This is a genomic window from Nioella ostreopsis, from assembly GCF_004000255.1.
Lineage (GTDB): Bacteria > Pseudomonadota > Alphaproteobacteria > Rhodobacterales > Rhodobacteraceae > Nioella > Nioella ostreopsis.
The window spans coordinates 1-16,809 of record NZ_RCIQ01000024.1 but is presented as its reverse complement, the minus strand read 5'-3'; the positions used below and the strand labels follow the sequence as shown (position 1 = coordinate 16,809).

The window sequence follows — 16,809 nt, the reverse complement described above, 5'->3', positions numbered from 1 at the left end:
ACGGGCTATCAGCGGAGAATGGAGAAATTAGGGGCAAATTTAGCCGATCTGCCCTCTGTTTGCCCCAATCTGGCCACGATGCAGCAACACGTGATCCAGCAAGACGCAAGCCGCCATCGCCTCGGCCACCGGAACGGCGCGGATGCCGACACAAGGATCATGGCGACCTTTGGTAATGATTTCAGTCTCTTCGCCCGATTTGGTGATGGTCTTGCGCGTCGTCAGAATGGACGAGGTCGGCTTGACCGAAAACCGCACCACCACATCCTGCCCGGTGGAAATCCCGCCCAGAATGCCCCCTGCATGGTTCGAGCCATAGACCGGCCCCTCCGGCCCCATCCGAATCTCATCGGCATTGTCGCTGCCGGTCAGGCAGGCCGCGTTCATACCCTCGCCAATCTCCACGCCTTTCACGGCATTGATCGACATCATCGCAGCCGCCAGATCGGTGTCCAGCTTGCCATAGATCGGCGCGCCAAGGCCCGCGGGCATCCCCCGCACCGTCACCTCGATCACCGCGCCGACGCTGTCGCCGGTCTTGCGCAGCCCATCGAGATACGCGGCCCAATCCGCCGCCGCCTGCGCGTCCGGTGTCCAGAACGGGTTCTGCTCGATCTCGTCCCAGTCAAAGCGGTCCCGGTCGATCCCATGCGGCCCCATCTGCACCATGTAGCCGGTGATCGTCAGCCCTGGCACCAGCTGCTTCAGCGCCTCGCGCGCTACGCCGCCCGCCGCCACCCGCGCCGCCGTTTCGCGTGCCGAAGACCGCCCGCCACCGCGATAATCGCGGATGCCGTATTTCTGCCAATAGGTGATATCCGCATGTCCGGGCCGGAACTTTTCACTGATATCGCCATAATCCTTCGACCGCTGATCGGTGTTGCGGATCATCAGCTGAATGGGTGTGCCGGTGCTGACGCCCTCGAACACGCCTGACAGGATCTCCACCTGATCGGGTTCGCGCCGCTGCGTGGTGAACTTGTTCTGTCCCGGTTTGCGCTTGTCCAGCCAGTGCTGCAACGCTTCCGCCTCAACCGGCACCCCCGGCGGGCAGCCATCCACCGTCGCGCCCAGCGCGGGCCCGTGGCTCTCGCCCCAGGTGGTGACACGAAAAAGATGGCCAAAGCTGTTCATGGACATGGGGGCGCTCCGTTTTCCTGCCCCCGGTTAGCGTGCCAAGCCCCGGATTCCAAGGCTCATATGGCCCTTATAGCCCATAGGCCCGCTCCAGAACCGCCAGCGCCGTGCCAAGCACGGTCTCATCCTCCAGGCTCGCAAGCTCCCGCGCCGCATCGGCCCCGTTGAACCCCAGCAGAATCGGCTCCCCCAGAACCGGCAACAGGTTGAGCCACTGGTTGAACTGCCCGCGCGGCAGCCCGGTATCGGCGGTCACGATCCAGGTCGGATCACCCTCCCAGAACGGTGCGTCGAATTGCAGGTAGAGCTTGTCCAGCACCCCCATGCCAAGCGATGCGATGGCCTCTTGCTTGGTGTCCGGCAAGGGCGGGTCAAAGACAATCCGCCCAGCCTGCAAGACACCCAGGGGCACGGTGACAACAACCGCATCATGCCGCGCCTCCGCGCCATCGGCAAACCTCAGCCGGATGCCCCCGCCCAGCGCCACCCGCTGCAGCACATGGCCGGTCAGCAGCGCGTGGTCCTCGGCCAGTTCCGGCAACAGCCGGTCATATCCCTCGGCAATGACCGCCTCTGCGCCGCCATAGTCGGTCGGGGCGCGAAACGCGGCAAGGTTGATCTGGTCCCGCCGTGCCCCGGCATTGTGCTGGATCGAGATGACCTCCTCCAGCCAGTCCGGCACCTCCTCCGCGTCCAGCATCGCCCCATCCCGCAGCCGAAAGACGATCTCCTCACCGGTCTCGACCAATGTCGCGCCAGCATCCTCCGCCAGACCGACCAGCGGATTGCCCTCCACCCCGTGAATCCAGCTCGCCCCAAGGTCCAGCGGCACCCCAAGGCTGCGGTCCGTCCATAGCCGCCCGCCGATCCGGTCGCGCGCCTCGTAGACCGTCACGTCATAGTCCAGATTGGCCAGCATCTGCGCCGCGCGCAGCCCGGCGACGCCCGCCCCGATCACGGCAATATCCCCGTGATCCTCCTCCTCGATGGCCTCGACCGCATGGCCCGCCGATTCATAGGCCGCGTGAACAGTGCTGCCGTAATCCGGGTTCGCGGCCTCCCCGGCAAAAAAGATCCGTCCCGCCACCGGTTCCGCCAGCCTGCGATGTGCGGCGCGAAACAGCCCGCGCGGTGTGTAGGAATAAGACCCGAAGCAGAACGGATCGCGGCTCCAGTTCGTCCGCAGATAGCCTGTCAGCCGCGCTCCGCTGGCCAATCCCCGATCCACCGGCAGAAACGTCCCGACAACCCCTGCCGCAACCGCTGCCAATACGTCCCGTCTTTGCACGCCACCCCCCAAAATCGGCTCGCCGGAACTCTGCGTCACCCCCGCGCATCGCGCAATACGGCCCCTTCATCTTGGCCAAAATACCTCCGCCGGAGGCGTCCTGACCTTCCGGTCGGCACCTGATCAGACGGACGCACCACCCCATCCGATTTTCCGTGGCAACGCGACCCGAGGAGGGCTCCGAAGGAGCCTGACGAGGGCCGCTCCCCGGTCGACGCGCTCCAGCGCGGCGAAACCGGACTCCGTCTGCACGCCCGGTGTACGGGGGGTGTACAGGGGGTGTACGGGTGGCACCCCCCTTTTTCAGGCCCTCACGCCTGCCGGCTCAACCGCGCCACACCGAGCACTTCCAGCACCTTCGCCTCGATATGCTCCGCGTTCATGGCCGCCACTGCATACATATCGTCCGGGCTCGCCTGGTCGATGAATGTATCGGGCAGAACCATGGACCGGTATTTCAGTCCCCGGTCGAAAACGCCCTCTTCGGCCAGCAATTGCGCCACATGACTGCCAAAGCCACCAACCGCGCCTTCCTCGATGGTGATCAGCGCCTCATGATCGGCGGCAAGCCGCAGAATAAGCTCTGAATCCAATGGCTTGGCGAAACGCGCATCGGCAATCGTGGGGGTAATCCCCCGTGCCGCCAGCGCCTCGGCGGCTTTTTGCACCTCGCTCAGCCGGGTGCCGAACGACAGGATCGCCACGCGGCTTCCTTCCTGGATCATGCGGCCCTTGCCGATCTCCAGCGGTACACCCCGTTCCGGCATGTCGACGCCCACGCCTTCCCCGCGCGGATAGCGGAAGGCAATCGGCCCTGCGTCATGCGCCACGGCGGTCGCCACCATATGCACCAGCTCCGCCTCATCCGCTGCCGCCATCACCACGAAACCGGGCAGGTTCGACAGATACGCCACATCGAATGACCCTGCATGCGTCGCCCCATCGGCACCCACTAACCCCGCGCGATCAATGGCAAATCTGACGGGCAGGCGCTGGATCGCCACGTCATGGACCACCTGGTCATAGCCTCTTTGCAGGAAAGTCGAATAGATCGTGCAGAAGGGTTTCATGCCACCCGCTGCCATGCCCGCGCAGAAGGTGACTGCATGCTGTTCGGCGATGCCCACGTCGAAGGTCCGTTTCGGGAACCGCTCCCCGAACAGATCGAGCCCCGTCCCGTCCGGCATCGCGGCGGTCACGGCAACGATCTTGTCGTCTTCCTCCGCCTCGCGGATCAGGCTTTGCGCGAAGACCTTGGTGTAACTCGGTGCGTTCGACGGGGCCTTGCGCTGCTCTCCGGTCACCATGTCAAAGGGCGCGCGGGCGTGGCCCCTGTCCGGCGTGCTCTCCGCGTGGCGGAAACCCTTGCCCTTCCTGGTGATCGCATGGATCAGGATCGGCCCATCCGCCCGCGCCTTCACCGTGCGCAGCACGGACACCAGCTGGTCCATGTCATGCCCGTCGATGGGACCGACATAGGAAAAGCCCAGTTCCTCGAACAGCGTCCCGCCCACGGTGGCCGCTTTCAACAGCTCTTTCGCCCGCCGCGCGCCTTCCTGGAAAGGCTCGGGCAGCAGCGACACCGCGCCCTTGGCGGCGGACTTCAGCTCCTGGAACGGGGCGCCCGCATAGAGCCGCGACAGGTAGGAGGACAGCGCGCCGGTTGGCGGCGCGATGCTCATCTCGTTGTCATTCAGGATCACGATCAGCCGCTTGCCCAGATGGCCCGCGTTGTTCAGCGCCTCGAACGCCATGCCGCCGGTCAATGCGCCATCCCCGATCACGGCAATCGCATCGCCAAGCCCGGTCTCGATCACGCCGCCGAGATCACGGGCCACGGCAAAGCCGAGCGCCGCCGAGATCGAGGTCGAGCTATGCGCCGCGCCGAACGGGTCATAGGGTGACTCGCTGCGTTTGGTGAAGCCCGACAGGCCCCCCTTCTTGCGCAGAGTGGGCATCGCCTCGCGCCGACCGGTCAGGATTTTGTGAGGGTAGCACTGGTGGCTGACATCCCAGATCACCTTGTCGCGTGGCGTATCGAAGACCGCATGCAGCGCCACGGTCAGTTCCACCACGCCAAGCCCCGCCCCCAGATGTCCACCGGTCTTGCTGACCGCAGCGATGGTCTCGGTGCGCAGATCGTCGGCCACATGACGCAGTTCGGCCACCGGCAGCCCGCGCAGATCGGCCGGAGTCTTGATCCGGTCCAGATGGGGCGTGTCGGGGCGGTGGCTCATGGGGCTCTCCGAAATGGGTTACTGGTCGCGGGCGATAACGAAACGGGCCAGCTCCCGCAAGGTCTGGGCCTCTATACCATAGGGCTCCACCGCACCGATGGCCTCATCAATCAGCGATGCGGCACGGGCCTTCGCGCCCTCCAGCCCCAAGAGCGACACGAAGGTCGCCTTGCCCGCCTCGGCATCCTTGCGCAGCGCCTTACCGGCTTTTTCGGCATCGCCTTCTACATCCAAGATGTCGTCGGCGATCTGAAAGGCAAGGCCAAGGCTGCGCGCATAGCGCCGCAGGGGGGCGGGATCGGCACGGCCCAGGATGGCGCCCGCAACCACCGGCCATTCCAGCAGCGCGCCGGTCTTGTTGGCCTGCAATTCGGTGATCTGGTCGAGCGTCAGGGGGGCATCAGCGGTTTCGGCGGCAATGTCCTGCGCCTGCCCCAGAACCATGCCTTGCGGGCCAGAGGCGCGCGCCAGTGTCAGGACCAGTTCGGCCCGTTGATCGGCGTCTCCCGTGGCGGGATCGGCCAGCAGTTCGAACGCGAAGCTTTGCAGCGCGTCACCCACCAGAACCGCCGTCGCCTCGTCCCATTTCCGGTGGACGGTCGGCAAGCCCCGGCGCAGGTCGTCGTCATCCATACAGGGCAGGTCGTCATGCACGAGGCTATAGGCGTGGATGCACTCCACCGCGCAAGCTGCCTGCATCGCGGCCCCTGCATCGCCCCCGGTCAGTCGCGCCGTTTCCAGCACCAGGAACCCGCGCAGCCGTTTGCCGCCCGTGGTGGTATAGCGCATGCCCTCGGCCACGCGGTCGGACCCAAGCACCGCCATACGATCCGCTAGGGCGCGCGCAATCGCGTCCTGCGCGTCTTTCAACTGCTGTTCGAACAAGGGTCAGAGCCCTTCGACCGGCTTCGCCCCCGTGGGCTGCCCACTGACGTCGAGCGTGATCTGCGCGACCTTTTCCTCGGCCTCTTTTAGCTTCGCCTCACAGCGCGCTTTGAGCTTTGCCCCGGTTTCATAGAGCGAGATGGACTCCTCCAGCGCCACATCGCCCCGGTCAAGCAAGCCAACAACGCGTTCCAATTCCCGGATCGCTTCCTCGAAGCTCATTTCCTCGATCTTTTTCTGGTCGCTCATCCGCTTCTCTCCGTCAAAACGCGCACATGGGTGGCGGCCGAGGCCGCGAGGGCGTCCAGATCATAGCCGCCTTCGAGAGTCGAGACCATGCGGCCGCCGCAATACCGGTCCGCAATATCGCAAAGCCGGTGCGTGAGCCACTCGTAATCCTCTTCGACCCAGGCGAGATCGGATAGGGGATCGGCGGCGTGGCAGTCGAACCCGGCAGAAACCAGCAGCAGCTCCGGCCGGAACGCGTCAAGCCTTGGGAAAACGCGTTCTTCATACGCCTCGCGCATCGCCTTGCCGCCGGTGCCGGGAGCCAGGGGCACGTTCACCACGTTGTCATGCCCGCCGGTCTCTGACACGTCTCCGGTATCGGGCCAGAGCGGCATCTGCTGTGAGGTGATCACCAGCGCACGCGGCTCATCCCACAACAGCGCCTGCGTGCCATTGCCGTGATGCACGTCGAAATCGACGATGGCGACGCGGGAAAGCCCGTGGTGATCCAAGGCATATTTCGCGCCCAAAGCCACGTTGCCGAAGAAACAAAAGCCCATGGGCAGTTCCTGTTCCGCATGGTGGCCGGGCGGACGCACCGCCGCAAAGGCGTTGGTCAGTTCCCCCGACAGAACCAAGTTGATCGCCTTCTGCACACCGCCCACAGCGCGAAAAAGCGCAGGCAGAGAGCTGGGGCATAGGAAGGTTTCCTCGTCCGTGTCCGGGTCCAGCATCGTGAACCCCTCATCCGGCACAGACGCGCGGATATGATCGAGATAGGCGGGCGTGTGCAGCGTCAGAAGCGTGTCGTCGCTGGCCAGCGGGGCGGCGTAGCGAAAGACCGGCAAGCTCTCCAGCGCCTGCAGCACAAGCGCCAGTCGAGCGGGTTGTTCGTGGACATGGGCGGGCGTCACATGCGCGAGGCAATCGGGATGGGTGACAAGCCCGGTGCCCACCTTATGCATCCATCAATTCGGTCACATGGGCGGCGACGGAGTCTGCCAGTGCATCAAGGTTGTAGCCCCCTTCCAGCGAGGACACGACACGCCCGCCGCAGGTCTCCTCGGCCACCTTGCACAGTTCCCGCGTGAGCCATGCGAAATCCTCCGTCGTCCAGTTGAGGTTCGCCAGGGGGTCGTCCTCATGGGCGTCAAACCCGGCCGAGATCAGGATCAATTCCGGCTCATACTCCCGCACCCGTTGCAGCAGCCGCGAGGAATAAACCGAGCGCATGGTTGCCCCGTCCGTACCGGGCGACAGCGGCGCGTTGATGATATTGCCGTGCGCGCCCCGTTCATGGGCGGCCCCGCTGCCGGGATAAAGCGGCATTTGATGGGACGAGATGAAGAGCGTGCGCGGCTCATCCCACAGCAGATCCTGCGTGCCGTTGCCGTGGTGCACATCGAAATCGACGATGGCGACGCGCGACAACCCGTGCCGGTCCAGCGCATGTTTCGCGGCGATGGCGACATTGCCGAACAGGCAAAAGCCCATGGCACGGGTCTTTTCCGCGTGGTGGCCGGGGGGCCGTGTCGCGACGAAGGCGTTCTTCGCCTCGCCTGCCAGCACCGCATCGACGGCGGCAAGGCAGCCGCCCACACCGCGCAACGCGGCCTCCCACGTGCCGGGGGACATGGAGGTATCGGGGTCCAGCGCGATCAGCCCGTCCTCCGGTGCAGCTTCGCGGATCGCGGTCACTTGGCTTTCAGGATGGGCCAGCAGCAGGTCGGCCTCCGATGCAATGGGGGCCTCTCGCCGGTCCAGCGCGGCAAATTCGGGCGCGGACAGCGCGCGGATCACATGTTCAAGCCGGGCGATCTGTTCGGGGTGGCCATGCGGCATCTGGTGGCGCAGGCCCGCGTCATTCGTAAAAAGCAGGGTCATGGGATGTCCTCAGTCGGGGGCCAGCATGTAGCCCGCACCGCGCACGGTCTGCAGGTATCGGGGCTGCTTCGGGTCGGTCTCTATCTTGCGGCGCAGGCGGGTGATCTGCACGTCGACCGCGCGTTCCTGGCTGGTGGTGCTGCCCACGCCCTTGTCGCGGCCCAGATCCTCGACCAGCTGTGTGCGGCTGACAGGTTCGTTGGGACAGGCAGAAAAGATCCGCATCAGCGCCGATTCCGTTGCGGTCAGGCGGATGGGGGTTTGTCCATGCCACATCTCACCCCGTTCAAGGTCGTACCGGATCGGCCCCAGATGCAGCATCTTGGGGGCCGATTGCGTCTCGGACACGCTTGGAACACGCCGCAGGATGGCGTTGATCCGCAGCAGCAATTCGCGCGGCTCGAACGGTTTCGGCAGGTAATCATCGGCCCCGGCTTCCAGTCCGGTGATCCGGTCGCTGGCCTCGCCCCTTGCCGTCAGCAGCATGATCGGGGTTGTCAGCTTTTCGCGCAGCGCCTTGGTCAGGCTGATCCCGTCTTCACCGGGCATCATCACATCCAGAACGATCAGGTCGAATTCCAACCCCTCCAGCAGCCGGCGCGCATGGGCCGCATCGCGGGCGGCACTGACGATGAAGCCGTTGCGAATCAGGAATTTCTGGAGAAGACCGCGAATGCGCTCATCATCGTCGACGATCAGAAGATGGGCTGCCGGATCTGTCATGCGCCTCCCTCGGTGTTGGAAAAGTAATGATGGCGAAGTTCCGGGTCCATCATCTGTTCCAGCACTGTGCGGAAACCCGCCACCGCATCGGGTCCGGCTGCACGATAGGCAGCCCGCATCCGGGTGCGTTGCGCTTCGGACAATTCGCGTTCCAGAGCAATGCCCTGATCGGTCAGGTACAGGTGACGTTCGCGTTTGTCGCGGGTGCCGACGCGGCTTTCGACAAGGCCGTCCTCGACCAGCGTGCGCAAGACCCGGTTCAGCGATTGCTTGGTCACGCCCAGAATGGCCAGAAGGTTGTTCACCGTGGTGCCGGGGCTGCGGTTGATGAAGTGGATCGCCCGGTGATGGGCGCGCCCGTAAGCGTAGTTTTCAAGAATGCGATCCGGGTCGGCGGTAAATCCGCGATAGGCGAAGAACATCGCCTCGATCCCGCGCCGAAGCTGTTCGTCGGTCAGGAAAAGCAGGCTTTCCCCGCTGCTTGCAGAAGATTGTGCCGCACCGCGTTCGGCCATGAAATGCGTTCCCCCCGGGGTCCTGTCGCCTTTCACCCGACTTTATGTCAGCCTTGTTGACTTTCCAAGAATCAATTGTTACCGAATGACCGGTTTTGCGTAATATTATGTCCGGTTCGGACGTATTTTGCGCAACAAATCGAAAATGCCAAGACCCCTGCCGAAGGTGAACACAATGGGCGCTGCTTACGACGATCGCGACGGAACCATCTGGATGGATGGCAAACTCATCCCCTGGCGGGATGCGAATGTGCATATTCTGACCCATGCGATGCACTACGCCTCGTCCGTGTTCGAGGGCGAGCGCGCCTATAACGGCAAGATCTTCAAAAGCCGCCTGCATTCGGAACGTCTGCACTTCTCGGCCGGTCAGCTGGATTTCCAGATCCCCTTCACGGTCGATGAAATCGAGGCCGCCAAACAGGAAGTGCTGACCGCCAATGGCCTGACCGATGCCTATGTGCGTGCTGTTGCGTGGCGTGGTGCGGGTGAGGATATGGGCGTCGCGTCCGCCAAGAACCCGGTCCGGCTGGCCATCGCCGCCTGGGAATGGGGGGCCTATTACGGCGACGCGAAGATGAAGGGCGCCAAGCTCGACATTTCCAAGTGGAAGCGCCCCTCGCCCGAGACGATCCCAAGCCATGCCAAGGCCGCCGGTCTTTACATGATCTGCACCCTGTCCAAGCACGCGGCAGAGGCAAAGGGCTGTTCCGACGCCATGATGTTCGACTATCGCGGCTATATCGCCGAGGCGACCGGGGCCAACATCTTCTTCGTCAAGGATGGCGAAGTGCACACCCCGCTGCCCGATTGCTTCCTCAATGGCCTGACCCGCCAGACCGTGGTGGGCATGCTGAAGGATCGCCAGATCAAGGTGCATGAACGCCACATCATGCCCGAGGAACTGGAGGGCTTCCAGCAATGCTGGCTGACCGGTACGGCAGCAGAGGTCACGCCCGTCGGCCAGATCGGCGACTACAATTTCGAGGTCGGCGCCATCGCCCGCGAGATCGCGGAAGGCTATGAAAAGCTGGTACGCGAATAGGTGATCCGTCTTGCGGCCTTTTAAGGCAGCATCCTAGATAAACCGCGCCCGTTCTTCCGGCGCGGTTTTTTCGTATCCCATGAGCGCGGCCTCAGGTTGAATCAGGGCGTTCCGCACAGAGGAGATCGCGAAGGGCGCAAGCCTGAATGTGGATACGTGGGCCGAAAAGTAAATTCTCGGAAGAGAAATGAACTCGACGAGTTGAGGGTGAAAGGGGGGAGGGCGTGCACAGCTTTCTTGCTTACGCCCAAAATGCAACGTGGGTCCGCCGCTTGCTGTGTCCGCCGCGTCGACATTTTTGTAACGCAAACGGCCTTAGGCATCAGCATAGTACTTGATTTCCCGCAGGGGGAGGTACACTGATGGCGGACGGTATTTCACACGAGAAATATCGACCCAATCCCGTTTAAGTTACCGTACTCGATAGAAAATCCGGCATGGCTGCTGACTGTGTGTTGTAGGTCATATTGCGGTCAGGGCCCATCTGGCTTGCGCCCGACGTCGCGAAAGGACTTCGATAGATGCCAACTTTCTACCAAAACTTGGACCGATATTATCTCGACCCATCGGATGTGACCGTCAACAATGGTGCCTTTGGCGATGCAGGCAGTTCGCTAAGCTTTAACATCAACGTGCTCTTCGATCAAAATCCTGGAAGTGGCGGGATTATCGATGTCGATGACGACGGTCTGATGGACCATGATGTCGACTATTTCGGTACCTTGGGGGATGCCGGAAGCATGTCACAGACGTTCACGGGTTACACGCTGACCTGGCAGGGCAATACATTTCCGATCTTCATCTCTTCGGGCAATCTTTTCATATTTGGTGATGGCGTGACTCCGTTGTCGGCGCCAGTCGCCACCACCGTTACGACGAGCGAATTCAATTCTGAAGCACCGGCTCATCTTTGTTTCCTTGCGGGTACTGCGATTGCGACACCCACCGGCGAGCGTGCGGTGGAAATGCTTGCGATCGGGGATGACATCGTGACGTCCGATGGCCGCACGGTCGCAGTGAAGTTCGTTTTGCTGCAGACCGTTTTGCCAATGTTTGATCCGGCGGAACGTCTGATGCCGGTGTGTGTGCGGGAGGGGGCGCTCGGGAACGGCGTGCCGCATACAGATCTTAAGGTCACCGCCGATCACGCCGTGTTGATCGACGGGGTACTTTGCCATGCCGGGGCACTGGTGAACGGAACGACGATCACCCGCGTTCCGATGTCCGAGATGGGCGAGAGTTATATCGTCTATCATATCGAGACCGAGGAACACGAGATCATCCTTGCGAACGGAGCACAAGCAGAGACGTTTATCGACAATGTCTCGCGTCGGGTTTTCGACAATTATGGGGAGTTCGAATCCCTATACGGCGAGATGCCTGAGATGGAAGAATTGCCTTACCCAAGGGCAATGTCATCGCGCCAAGTGCCGGAGCGGATCAGGAAGCTGTTGAATGGTGAAATCGCAGCGTGAGTGACACGAGCTTCGGAGGATCACTACCTCCGAAGCGCCTCACACCCTATGATAGGGACTGCCCGCCAGGATCGACGCGGCGCGGTAGAGTTGTTCGGTGAGCATTGCGCGGGCGAGCATGTGGGGCCAGACCATCTGGCCGAAGCTCAGCACCATGTCGGCCTGATCCACAAGCGCGGGATCCAGCCCGTCTCCGCCCAGAATCTCTATGTCCTGCGCGCCCTGCTCCCGGCGGGACGTCAATTGACTCCTTGTCGAACAAAAGTCTGCAGGAACGGCCGTCTCGTTCCGGTTTTGGCTTCTTGGGCAACAGATTGCATCTTCGAACCTCAAGAATGCTTGATCTGGAAGCCTTTACCGGCAAGTCTTGGCCAAGCGGCAAGCCGCACAATAAGAATGTTTGGAGGAATTACCTTGAAATTCTTAGCCACGGCCTTGTTCGGCCTATTTGCGATGTCGGCGGCAGCCACGGCCTGTCCGACGTTCAACCAGACCGGGGCGAGCCATACGCTGACCGGTCAGCAACTCTACAGCCCACAGAGCTATTCCGTCGTCGCCGGCGGTCAGAACCCGCTGCAGAACTGCGGCTTCAGCAATTCCGGCTACGTCACGACCGCGCCGGATTTCTCATTCTACCTCTCGGGGATGGATCAGTACTATCTGGTGGCCGATGTCGTCAGCCAGTGCGATGCGGTGCTGCTGATCAACACCGCCAATGCAAGCTGGCTGTTCGATGACGATTCAAACGGCAACCTCGACCCGCGGATCGAGATCCGCGGTGCGGCCAATCTCAACGGTCGGGTGGATGTCTGGGTCGGCACCTATGACGGGTCCTATTGCAACGCGACGCTAAACATGGAGACCTGGCTGGCGCAAGCCCCCGCTCCGCAGCCACAGCCGCAACCCCAACCGCAGGCGAATTGCCCGAGCTATGCCTATACCGGCCAGGAGGTCTCGCTGACCGGCCAGCAGCTCTACACGCCGCAGCGTTACAACGTGAATGCGGGCGGGCCGACGCCCCTGGCCACGTGCCCGTCCGGGGGCCTGGGCTATGCCTACGCGGTGCCGCACTATTCGTTCTACCTCTCCGGCATGGAAGGCTATCAGCGGTTGGAGATCGAGGTTGAAAGCCAGTGCGATACGACATTGCTGGTCAACACCCCCACGACCCAGTGGTACTTCGACGATGACAGCCGCGGGAACCTGCAGCCGCTTCTGAACCTCGCTTCCTCTGACGCTCTTAATGGCCGTCTGGACGTCTGGGTCGGTACCTATGACGGCGCAACCTGCCTTGGCGTGCTGGAACTGGAAACCTGGGAGCCGGTCAATGTGGCGCCGCCCTTCATGGCCTTGCCCGAAGGGTATTTCCGCCTGACCACGATGTTCCGGGAAGGCTTCTCCGAATGTCTTGAAGGAAACCAGGCCGCGAGCGGTCCGGCCTTCATGGATCGGTGCCAGAACGTCACCGGCCAGCTGTGGCGCGCCGTGCCCGCAGATGGTGGCTACTACCGTCTGACCACCGCCTTCCGCGAGGGGTTCAATGAATGCCTGGAAGGCAACCAGATCAATGGGGCAGCCATGAGCGGTGCCGCCTTCATGGACTCCTGTCAGGATGTGAGCGGCCAGTACTGGCGGGCCATTCCGGCGGGCGACGGCTATTTCCGCCTGACCACGATGTTCCGTGAAAACGCGGGCGAGTGCCTTGAGGGCAACCAGGTCAACGGCGCAACCCTGAACGGGGCGGCCTTCATGGACATGTGTCAGGATGTGAGCGGCCAGTACTGGCGGGCCATCCCCGCGGAACTGGTGCAGCAGGTCGATATCGACGCGACGGCCGAGGTGATCCAGGGGCAGTTGGAAACCGCTGGCATGACCAACCTGCCGATCAACTTCGAGTTCGACTCGGCAACGCTCACGCCGCAGGCCCGCGCCCTTGTGGCACGTCTCGCCCAGGCGATCTTCGACGCGGGTCTCGCCGGACGTCCCTTCGAGGTGCAGGGCCATACCGATGCCTCCGGGGCCGCGAGCTACAATCTGGACCTGTCGAACCGGCGGGCCCAGGCGGTGATCGAGGAACTGGTCAATGTCCACGGCATCAACCGCGCCTTGCTGACGCCCGTGGGCTACGGCGAAACCCGCCTGATCAACCCGTCATCGCCCAATGCGGCGGAGAACCGGCGCGTGGAAATCCTCCTGCGCTGAGATCGGGCGTCTGGTGACAAGAGCCGGGGCGTGTGAGTCATGCGCCCCGGTTTCACTGCGATCAGACCATGTGGCACGCGTCATCGCCCGGGCCGCCCCTTGGGCAATGCGATTTGGATGGGCCTGATGTTTCGACCAGAATTTTTTGTGGGTGTGGCTGATATCAAGCGCTGCCGAACGAGCGGCTTACACCCGATGATAGGGACTGCCCGCCAGGATCGACGCGGCGCGGTAGAGTTGCACGGATAGCGCTACACGGGCGACCATATGGGGCCAGACCATAGCGCCGAAGCTCAGCGTCTACCGACCGGGAAGTTCTTTCTCGCCGAGAACGCCACCATGGAAGCAGTCGGTGCCGAGGACATCTGCCCACTGAATGGACCTCCAAGGCGCATCCATCTTGGGTCCAACAAACACCGTGAACCCATACCCGCCGATTTCAAGATGCGTCTCTGAGCTTCTCGTTGTGTCGGAAAAAACCTGACAAAAGTACTCATCACTGCTCGAATAGATGTCGTGCTGCCTTCTTCTCACCCATCTGCGGGTTTTCTTGTCGAGGTAGTCGACATCTCTGAGGTTGAGGTCCCATCCCGGGGGAACAATTCTGAAATCAGCGATGAAGCCACGCGTTACAGTGTTGCCCTGCTCGGAAAGAAACGGCCTGTCCTTAAGGTCGAACGCAGCGAATTCGTCGGTAGAGTATTTTATGACTTCATCAATTATCTCAGGCAATGATCCGGTCCACTACTGCAATGCTTGCCGCTGTTGGTTGATTCTGATCAGCCCGCATGAGCGGGTTCGGATTGACTGGTAATGCAATATAGTGCTCTGGTCGACGGCGATGACGTAGTCGGCGGCGGTGGTCGCCCCACAGGCGATCGAGGCGTGCAGGTCCCCTGCGATGGCATCCGGCCCGTTGATGCGCCGCTTGGTCCCGGACCGGCTTACACCCGATGATAGGGACTGCCCGCCAGGATCGACGCGGCGCGGTAGAGTTGTTCGGTGAGCATCACGCGGGCGAGCATGTGGGGCCAGACCATCTGGCCGAAGCTCAGCACCATGTCGGCCTGATCCACAAGCGCGGGGTCCAGCCCGTCGGCACCTCCGATCAGGAAGGCCATCTCCTGCGCGCCCTGGTCTCGGCGCCGGGCCAGTGCCGCCGCGAAATCGGGCGAGGACATCACCCGCCCGCGTTCATCCAATGCGCAGACAACCGCGCCCATGGGGATCGCCTTGCGCAGCAGCTCGGCCTCTGCCGGTTTGCCGCCGCCCTTCCTGTCCTCGACCTCCACCACGCGCGCAGGGCCAAGGCCAAGCGCCCGGCCCGTGCGGTCGAACCGTGTGAGGTAGTCGGAGACGAGATCAGCCTCTGGCCCGGCCCGAAGCCGGCCCACAACGCATAAGGTCACCCGCATGAAAGATCAGACGCTGCCGGCGGGCAGCCACATCTTTTCAAGCTGGTAGAACTCCCGCACTTCGGGGCGGAAGACATGGACGATCACATCGCCCGTGTCGATCAGCACCCAATCGCCGGTGTCCTTGCCTTCCATCCGGGCGGTCAGCCCGAAGGTTTCTTTCAGCCGCGCGACAAGTTTCTCGGAGATTGCCGCCACCTGGCGCGAGGAGCGACCGGAGGCGATGACCATATGATCGGCCATCTGGGTCTTTCCGCGCAGGTCGATCTGGACGATCTCTTCCGCTTTGTCGTCGTCAAGGGATGCAAGAACCTCGGCAAGCAGGGTGTCGCTCGTCAGGTCTTTGGTCGGGCGCGTCATCTGCGCCACCGGTGCAGCCCCGGTGGTGGCTGCTTGAACAGGTCCAGTCAGGACGTGGTCCTCCTTCAAAATACGCCGAAGATCCCCGGCGCCGGGATATGGCCAAGATAGCATTCGAGGGGGGCTGTCTCAACCAGCGGACTGATTCGCAAGCGGATTCAAACCGATTATTGTGGCCAATCGGTCAAAAGAGGCTGGCGGCAAGGGGGGCGAGCACCGCCGTCAGGATCGCGTTCAGCCCCATGCCGATGCCGGAAAAGGCGCCTGCGGTCTCATTCACCTGAAAGGCGCGGGCGGTGCCGATGCCATGGGCGGCGACCCCGACGGCAAAGCCGCGCGCCCGCCAATCGCGGATGCGCAGGAGGTTCAGCAGGGGCGTTGCCACGATGGCGCCGATGACCCCGGTCAGCAGAACCATGACAGCGGTCAGCGCGGGGGCGCCGCCGATCCGTTCCGACACGCCCATGGCGACGGGCGCGGTGGCGGATTTGGGGGCGAGGGACAGGAGCGGCTCCAATTCCAGCCCCAGAGCGTATCCCACCCCGAGCGCAACCGTGATCGCCGTGGCCGATCCCGCCAGCAGCGCCGCCATCATCGGGATCAGCGCCCTGCGCACCCGGCCCAGATTGGCGTGCAGGGGAACCGCCAGCGCGACGGTGGCGGGGCCAAGCAGGAAGTGCACGAACTGCGCGCCTTCGAAATAGGTCTCGTAGGGCGTTGCCGTTGCCCAAAGCGTGACGGCCAGCATGATCACCGCCAGCAACACCGGGTTTGCCAGCGGTGCGCGGTTGGCCATCAGTGACAGGCGATCTGCCGCCAAATAGGCCATCAGGGTCAGTGTCAGCCAGACCAGCGGGCCTTCGGACAGGTAGGTCCACAATTGCCAGACGTCAGTCATCCGCTTGCCCCAGCACGCGGGCCACGCAGACGAAGACCAGGGCCCCAACGGCAATGGCCAGAACGGTGGACAGGACCAGCGCCGCAATCAGCGCCACGCCGTGATCGGCGATCAGATCGAGATGACCGACGACGCCCACACCCGCCGGCACGAAGAGCAGCGACAGATGGCTCAGCAAACCATTCGCAGTCGGGCGGATCGCCTCTGCCAGACGGGGCAGGGCCAGCATGGCACTCAGCAACAGGACCAAGCCCAGAACCGGCCCCGGAAGGGCGGGCAGCAGGGTGCGGCTGATGACCTCGCCCAACAGCTGGAAGGCGAGCAGAACGGTTATGTGGAAGATCATCAAGGGCCCCTTCACCGGTTGCCGCCAGCCTCGATCTACCCCTATCGAACGGGGTCGGGGCGCGTCAAACGGCAACGGTCACGAAGGTCGGCGATGCGGACAATGCACCGTTTGGTGTGGCTGAGGTAATGACCGCTCTCAGCATATTTTGTTGAAAAACTTGTCCTTGAT

17 protein-coding genes and 2 pseudogenes are annotated in these 16,809 nt (G+C 62.9%); 3 read left to right on the top strand and 16 right to left on the bottom strand.

The annotated features are described in order from the left end of the window. Positions 1-39 precede the first annotated feature (39 nt). The 9 genes from aroC to EP237_RS19090 all read right to left on the bottom strand — a co-directional run bounded on the left by aroC (position 40) and on the right by EP237_RS19090 (position 8,897). Positions 40-1,140: a chorismate synthase gene (gene aroC, locus EP237_RS19130; RefSeq protein WP_127562490.1), complete on the bottom strand. Its 1,101-nt coding sequence runs from the start codon at positions 1,138-1,140 to the stop codon at positions 40-42. 67 nt (positions 1,141-1,207) lie between these two features. After that, positions 1,208-2,425: a flavin monoamine oxidase family protein gene (locus EP237_RS23735; protein ID WP_127562489.1), complete on the bottom strand. Its 1,218-nt coding sequence runs from the start codon at positions 2,423-2,425 to the stop codon at positions 1,208-1,210. Between the two features lie 311 nt (positions 2,426-2,736). Then, complete coding sequence (gene dxs, locus EP237_RS19120) at positions 2,737-4,662, bottom strand: 1-deoxy-D-xylulose-5-phosphate synthase (protein ID WP_127562488.1); 1,926 nt, start codon at positions 4,660-4,662, stop codon at positions 2,737-2,739. An 18-nt stretch (positions 4,663-4,680) separates the two neighbouring features. Next, a complete protein-coding gene (locus tag EP237_RS19115; protein WP_420812537.1) occupies positions 4,681-5,547 on the bottom strand; it encodes a polyprenyl synthetase family protein in 867 nt (288 codons plus the stop codon). Between the two features lie 3 nt (positions 5,548-5,550). Continuing rightward, entirely contained in the window at positions 5,551-5,796 is a 246-nt protein-coding gene (locus EP237_RS19110) for an exodeoxyribonuclease VII small subunit (protein ID WP_127562487.1), read from the bottom strand. Beyond that, positions 5,793-6,731 (bottom strand): histone deacetylase family protein, encoded by a 939-nt coding sequence (locus EP237_RS19105; protein WP_127562486.1) that lies wholly within the window; start codon positions 6,729-6,731, stop codon positions 5,793-5,795. Before EP237_RS19105 ends, EP237_RS19110 begins: the two co-directional genes overlap by 4 nt. Before the next feature lies 1 nt (position 6,732). Further along, entirely contained in the window at positions 6,733-7,659 is a 927-nt protein-coding gene (locus EP237_RS19100; RefSeq protein WP_127562485.1) for a histone deacetylase family protein, read from the bottom strand. A gap of 9 nt (positions 7,660-7,668) precedes the next feature. Continuing rightward, positions 7,669-8,382 (bottom strand): response regulator, encoded by a 714-nt coding sequence (locus EP237_RS19095; RefSeq protein ID WP_127562484.1) that lies wholly within the window; start codon positions 8,380-8,382, stop codon positions 7,669-7,671. Continuing rightward, positions 8,379-8,897: a MarR family winged helix-turn-helix transcriptional regulator gene (locus EP237_RS19090; protein ID WP_127562483.1), complete on the bottom strand. Its 519-nt coding sequence runs from the start codon at positions 8,895-8,897 to the stop codon at positions 8,379-8,381. The genes EP237_RS19095 and EP237_RS19090 overlap by 4 nt, the downstream gene beginning before the upstream one ends. A gap of 175 nt (positions 8,898-9,072) precedes the next feature. Between EP237_RS19090 and EP237_RS19085 the strand changes: the two genes are divergently transcribed. Together EP237_RS19085 and EP237_RS19080 are read left to right on the top strand one after the other, a co-directional pair. Then, positions 9,073-9,942 (top strand): branched-chain amino acid aminotransferase, encoded by an 870-nt coding sequence (locus EP237_RS19085; protein ID WP_127562517.1) that lies wholly within the window; start codon positions 9,073-9,075, stop codon positions 9,940-9,942. A gap of 521 nt (positions 9,943-10,463) precedes the next feature. Then, the gene (locus EP237_RS19080) at positions 10,464-11,417 is read left to right on the top strand and encodes a Hint domain-containing protein (protein ID WP_127562482.1); all 954 of its coding nucleotides are present in this window, start codon (positions 10,464-10,466) and stop codon (positions 11,415-11,417) included. 39 nt (positions 11,418-11,456) lie between these two features. Here the strand turns inward: EP237_RS19080 and EP237_RS19075 are convergent. Further along, positions 11,457-11,651 (bottom strand): annotated as a pseudogene (locus tag EP237_RS19075) (23S rRNA (pseudouridine(1915)-N(3))-methyltransferase RlmH); the annotation flags it as partial. A gap of 201 nt (positions 11,652-11,852) precedes the next feature. On the opposite strand from EP237_RS19075, the gene EP237_RS23335 reads away from it, so the two are divergent. Then, entirely contained in the window at positions 11,853-13,619 is a 1,767-nt protein-coding gene (locus tag EP237_RS23335; protein WP_206052326.1) for an OmpA family protein, read from the top strand. Between the two features lie 186 nt (positions 13,620-13,805). Here EP237_RS23335 and EP237_RS19055 read toward each other — a convergent pair. The 6 genes and pseudogenes from EP237_RS19055 to EP237_RS19030 all read right to left on the bottom strand — a co-directional run. Next, positions 13,806-13,916, bottom strand: a pseudogene (locus EP237_RS19055) (23S rRNA (pseudouridine(1915)-N(3))-methyltransferase RlmH); the annotation flags it as partial. Positions 13,917-13,919: 3 nt separating this feature from the next. Beyond that, positions 13,920-14,351, bottom strand: a complete 432-nt coding sequence (locus tag EP237_RS19050; protein WP_127562480.1) for a hypothetical protein — start codon at positions 14,349-14,351, stop codon at positions 13,920-13,922. 212 nt (positions 14,352-14,563) lie between these two features. Further along, complete coding sequence (gene rlmH / locus EP237_RS19045) at positions 14,564-15,034, bottom strand: 23S rRNA (pseudouridine(1915)-N(3))-methyltransferase RlmH (RefSeq protein WP_127562479.1); 471 nt, start codon at positions 15,032-15,034, stop codon at positions 14,564-14,566. Positions 15,035-15,040: 6 nt separating this feature from the next. Next, a complete protein-coding gene (gene rsfS, locus EP237_RS19040) occupies positions 15,041-15,508 on the bottom strand; it encodes a ribosome silencing factor (RefSeq protein ID WP_127562478.1) in 468 nt (155 codons plus the stop codon). 70 nt (positions 15,509-15,578) lie between these two features. Beyond that, complete coding sequence (locus tag EP237_RS19035) at positions 15,579-16,292, bottom strand: LrgB family protein (RefSeq protein WP_127562477.1); 714 nt, start codon at positions 16,290-16,292, stop codon at positions 15,579-15,581. Further along, positions 16,285-16,638 carry a CidA/LrgA family protein gene (locus EP237_RS19030; RefSeq protein ID WP_127562476.1) on the bottom strand — a complete coding sequence of 118 codons (354 nt, stop codon included), beginning with the start codon at positions 16,636-16,638 and terminating at the stop codon, positions 16,285-16,287. Before EP237_RS19030 ends, EP237_RS19035 begins: the two co-directional genes overlap by 8 nt. Between the last annotated feature and the right edge of the window lie 171 nt (positions 16,639-16,809).

Coding starts and splice junctions, on each gene's coding strand:
- EP237_RS19110 (WP_127562487.1), bottom strand. CDS start 5,796: ATGAGCGACCAGAAAAAGATCGAGGAAATGAGCTTCGAGGAAGCGATC.
- rsfS (WP_127562478.1), bottom strand. CDS start 15,508: ATGCTATCTTGGCCATATCCCGGCGCCGGGGATCTTCGGCGTATTTTG.
- EP237_RS19035 (WP_127562477.1), bottom strand. CDS start 16,292: ATGACTGACGTCTGGCAATTGTGGACCTACCTGTCCGAAGGCCCGCTG.
- EP237_RS19090 (WP_127562483.1), bottom strand. CDS start 8,897: ATGGCCGAACGCGGTGCGGCACAATCTTCTGCAAGCAGCGGGGAAAGC.
- EP237_RS19080 (WP_127562482.1), top strand. CDS start 10,464: ATGCCAACTTTCTACCAAAACTTGGACCGATATTATCTCGACCCATCG.
- EP237_RS19095 (WP_127562484.1), bottom strand. CDS start 8,382: ATGACAGATCCGGCAGCCCATCTTCTGATCGTCGACGATGATGAGCGC.
- EP237_RS19085 (WP_127562517.1), top strand. CDS start 9,073: ATGGGCGCTGCTTACGACGATCGCGACGGAACCATCTGGATGGATGGC.
- rlmH (WP_127562479.1), bottom strand. CDS start 15,034: ATGCGGGTGACCTTATGCGTTGTGGGCCGGCTTCGGGCCGGGCCAGAG.
- EP237_RS19100 (WP_127562485.1), bottom strand. CDS start 7,659: ATGACCCTGCTTTTTACGAATGACGCGGGCCTGCGCCACCAGATGCCG.
- EP237_RS19030 (WP_127562476.1), bottom strand. CDS start 16,638: ATGATCTTCCACATAACCGTTCTGCTCGCCTTCCAGCTGTTGGGCGAG.
- aroC (WP_127562490.1), bottom strand. CDS start 1,140: ATGTCCATGAACAGCTTTGGCCATCTTTTTCGTGTCACCACCTGGGGC.
- dxs (WP_127562488.1), bottom strand. CDS start 4,662: ATGAGCCACCGCCCCGACACGCCCCATCTGGACCGGATCAAGACTCCG.